The sequence below is a fragment of the Roseobacter weihaiensis genome (assembly GCF_020622345.1).
Taxonomy (GTDB): Bacteria; Pseudomonadota; Alphaproteobacteria; order Rhodobacterales; family Rhodobacteraceae; genus Roseobacter; species Roseobacter weihaiensis.
The window spans coordinates 1-3,444 of sequence record NZ_JACNMO010000013.1; the positions used below are offsets into that span (position 1 = coordinate 1).

4 protein-coding genes are annotated in these 3,444 nt (G+C 52.2%); all 4 read left to right on the forward strand.

Features of this window, described 5'->3' with window-relative positions:
* Positions 1–600 precede the first annotated feature (600 nt).
* Genes H7847_RS15340 through H7847_RS15350 form a run of 4 tightly spaced genes read left to right on the forward strand, consistent with a single transcriptional unit; the run spans position 601 to position 3,136 of the window.
* Positions 601–1,578, forward strand: a complete 978-nt coding sequence (locus tag H7847_RS15340; protein WP_227270364.1) for an arginase family protein — start codon at positions 601–603, stop codon at positions 1,576–1,578.
* Positions 1,575–2,528, forward strand: coding sequence for an alpha/beta fold hydrolase (locus H7847_RS15345; protein WP_227270365.1), 954 nt, complete (start codon positions 1,575–1,577; stop codon positions 2,526–2,528). The genes H7847_RS15340 and H7847_RS15345 overlap by 4 nt, the downstream gene beginning before the upstream one ends.
* A gap of 37 nt (positions 2,529–2,565) precedes the next feature.
* Entirely contained in the window at positions 2,566–2,817 is a 252-nt protein-coding gene (locus H7847_RS26770) for a LysE family transporter (protein ID WP_264479586.1), read from the forward strand.
* 10 nt (positions 2,818–2,827) lie between these two features.
* Positions 2,828–3,136, forward strand: coding sequence for a LysE family translocator (locus H7847_RS15350; RefSeq protein ID WP_319799773.1), 309 nt, complete (start codon positions 2,828–2,830; stop codon positions 3,134–3,136).
* Positions 3,137–3,444 lie beyond the last annotated feature (308 nt).

The window sequence follows — 3,444 nt, forward strand, 5'->3', positions numbered from 1 at the left end:
AGAACCTCCGAAAACTCGCAAAACTAAGACCCAAGACGCGCGAAACGAGGAGCGCGATATGATCTGAAACGGCAAAACGACAGACCAACAAGCCGCCCAGTGCAACGGGCGGAACAAGAAGCTTGCGATTGAAGTTGCCAAGCAGGCAAAACCTCAAATCTCGGCGACTTCTTCAATAAAATATGGGGATTCTGTTGAAAAACTCGTAAGTCTAACAATGATATTTTTCTGCCAGAATCCGTTGCAGCAGCCAAATTGGAACTGAGTGTCCGGTTAGGCCTCTGAGAGCCTCAGATATTGCCAACTCTGGTCTTAGGCCGACCCCCTCGACGAATTTCCAGAACGGCTTTCTATGGGCAAGTTTTTCAGCTATTTCCACGATAACCAGAGTTTTTCAACAAAATCCGGGAAAAGCACTATTTCGCTGCGATTGCGCCAATGTCGGCTTCGGGATGGACAATCCCCGGCATACCCCGAAAATCAAACTACGAAGCGTAGGCGGCTTACTGACTTGACACCTTGGCTAGAGTCAAAGATCATTTAGTAAATCACCGTTCTGGACGTCCGGTTAACGATGGCCATGAGACAAGGTGAATAAGCATGGCATTTCCACATACAATCATTCCAACTCGGACCTTTCTGGAACAATCCGCCGTAGAATTCGAGAATATTGCGGAAGGTGATATTGCCATTTTCGGAGCTGCGTACGGCACACCATATCCGACTGAAGCAGAAGTTGCTTATGAGTTGGTCACAGGTAGTGCGCATGCTCCGGATGCAATTCGCACGGCGGCATGTGAATCCTCTTCAAACATTGACCACTATGATTTCGATCTCGGCGGACCGCTTCTTGCAGACAACAGCAAAAAGTTGGTCGACTGCGGCGATCTGATCCTTGAACCTGAGGACGCGGTTAGAAACCGCGCTGCAATCCAGCAGGCCACGTCAGCAATCCTTGAAAAGAAAGCTGTACCATTCCTGCTTGGTGGCGACGACAGTGTTCCAATCCCCTTCTTGAGAGCCTTTGCCGAAAATGGGCCGATAGATATCCTGCAACTTGATGCGCACATTGATTGGCGAGACAGCATAGGCGGCATACACGACGGTTATTCCAGCACAATACGCCGTGCTGCCGAATGTGGCTTTGTACGATCCATTACACAGGTTGGCATGCGCGGGGTTGGCAGCGCCCGTAATCAGGAAGTTTCGGATGCACTTGCATGGGGCGCGCGACTAATAGCTGTTACTGAAGCACGTAGCATCGGCACCAATGAAATCATCGCGGCTATCCCCCATGGTGGGAACCTCGTGATCCAGATTGACTGCGACGTCTTTGACACGTCGGTTTGTCCGGCTGTCAATGCCCCAACACCGGGTGGGTTTCGTTTCGAGGAAGTCAGCGACATTGTTCAAAAGACGATAGCGGCACGGGGTCTGGCCGGGTTCTCGATTGTAGAGCTTGCTCCAAAATTCGATGTCAATCAGATTTCAGCGACCGTGGCCGCACGGATAACATGCAACGCGATGGGCGCACTTTGCAGATTCTCTGACCAAAGCAGGCAAGGAAGTGGCTCATGAGCCTATTTCCTGCGACAAAGCCACTGAGATCGGGCACGCTGCCGGAAAAAGACGGCCATCTCGTCCATTGGGAGACGTTTGGAACGCCTGTGCGACCTGCAATGTTGCTCTTACACGGTGGGCCGGGTGGTGGCATCAAGCCTCGGATGCCGCAGCTATTTGATCCCGAGCAATGGCACATCATCGCGATGGACCAGCGTGGTGCTGGAAAATCGCTTCCCTATGCCGGTGATAGTGTTGCTGCGTTGCAAGCAAATACAACAGCCGATTTGATCTATGATATCGAACGGTTACGCTGTACGCTGAATATTGAAAACTGGCACCTGTACGGATCGTCATGGGGTACCACCTTGGCTCTTGCATACGCCGTGGAGCACCCAACACGGGTGAAGGGCATGATCCTTGCCGCGATTGCCACGACAACCAAAGAAGAGATCGACTTTCTTTATGGTGGGGCGGGCATGTTCCTGCCCGAGGCCTTTGAAGCGTTTCAAGCAGGCGCACCGGAAGGCAGAAGCGGCGTCGATATGGCAGCCGCCTACGCCGACCGCCTAACATCGGGCGATCCAAATATAGAGGCCGCAGCCGCCGAAGCGTGGTGTGCTTGGGAGGAGGCCGTCATCATGTTGGACCCGCGCGCAGAGGTTCCGGCACAATACAAAGACCCACGATACCGGCTCGGCTTTGCAAGACTTGTGACGCACTATTTTCGCAATCTCGCATGGCTTGATGTGCCAATACTTGATCAAAAGGAAATCTTGGCCAAGTTTCCAGCAGTGTTGATCAACAGTCGGCTTGATTTATCCGTTCCATTTTCGACAGCATGGCAGCTTCACCACGTGATGCCTCTGTCCGAATTGGTGGCAATACCCGGATCGTTGCACGGTACATTGTACGGGCCTTTATCAGACGCTGTGATCCAAGCTGGCCAGAAGTTTTCAGATGCTTGATTGCTTCACTCAAGACATTCGATTTTGAGGACACAGTATGCCTGAAATCAGTCAACTCGCCGCATTCTTCTTTGCGACAATGCTCTTTGTATCGATACCCGGCCCGGCCATGCTCTACACGACGGCAAGGACGATCTCTCAGGGTAAACGCGCGGGTTGCATAGCTGCTGTCGGTATCCATGTCGGTGGATACGTACATATCGCTGCGGCAGCCATAGGTCTGGCGATTGTTTTTCAGGCCGTCCCGACGCTCTTTCAGGAGGTCCGAACCATTTGCCTTATCAGATAGAACCTCAGTGGTGAAAACAGAAGTTTCCACTTTCTGGCAGAGTGTCACCGTCGAAATTCTGAACCCGAAGACGGTGATCTTTGGTGTGGCGTTTCTTCCTCAGTTTGCAGAACCAACTGCAACATTGCCCATGTGGACACAACTGATGGCTCTACGCGCGATGGCAAATCTAATGTTTTCAATCCCCGACATTGCATGTGTCCTTCTATCATCTCGGATCACAAAGCTGTTCAGCCACTCGAAGACCAGTACGCGTTTGGCGCAGAAAGTTGGAGGCTCTCTCCTGGTCGGTTTGGGTGTCAAGTTAGCAGTAAGCTGACATTCATCCATCTTGCAGCATCGGTCTGTAAGGGCTCGGAGCCGTCATCTGACGGTTTCGGTCGGTTGACGGGTGGCAGCTCAAATCATGGGTAATTGTGCTGACCCTGAACTAAGGTCGAGCTCCCGTTAGGATCACAGGAAATCTGTGAGCAAGGGAGAAAGATGATGGAATATTTTGCCGGACTGGATGTGGCGCTGAGGTCGTGCGTGTTGTGCATTGTGGATGCCAGAGGTGCCGTCGCCTTGGAGCGCGAGCTGGCATGCGATGTCGGCGAAATCACCAAGTGTTTGGCAAGCTTCCCGCAT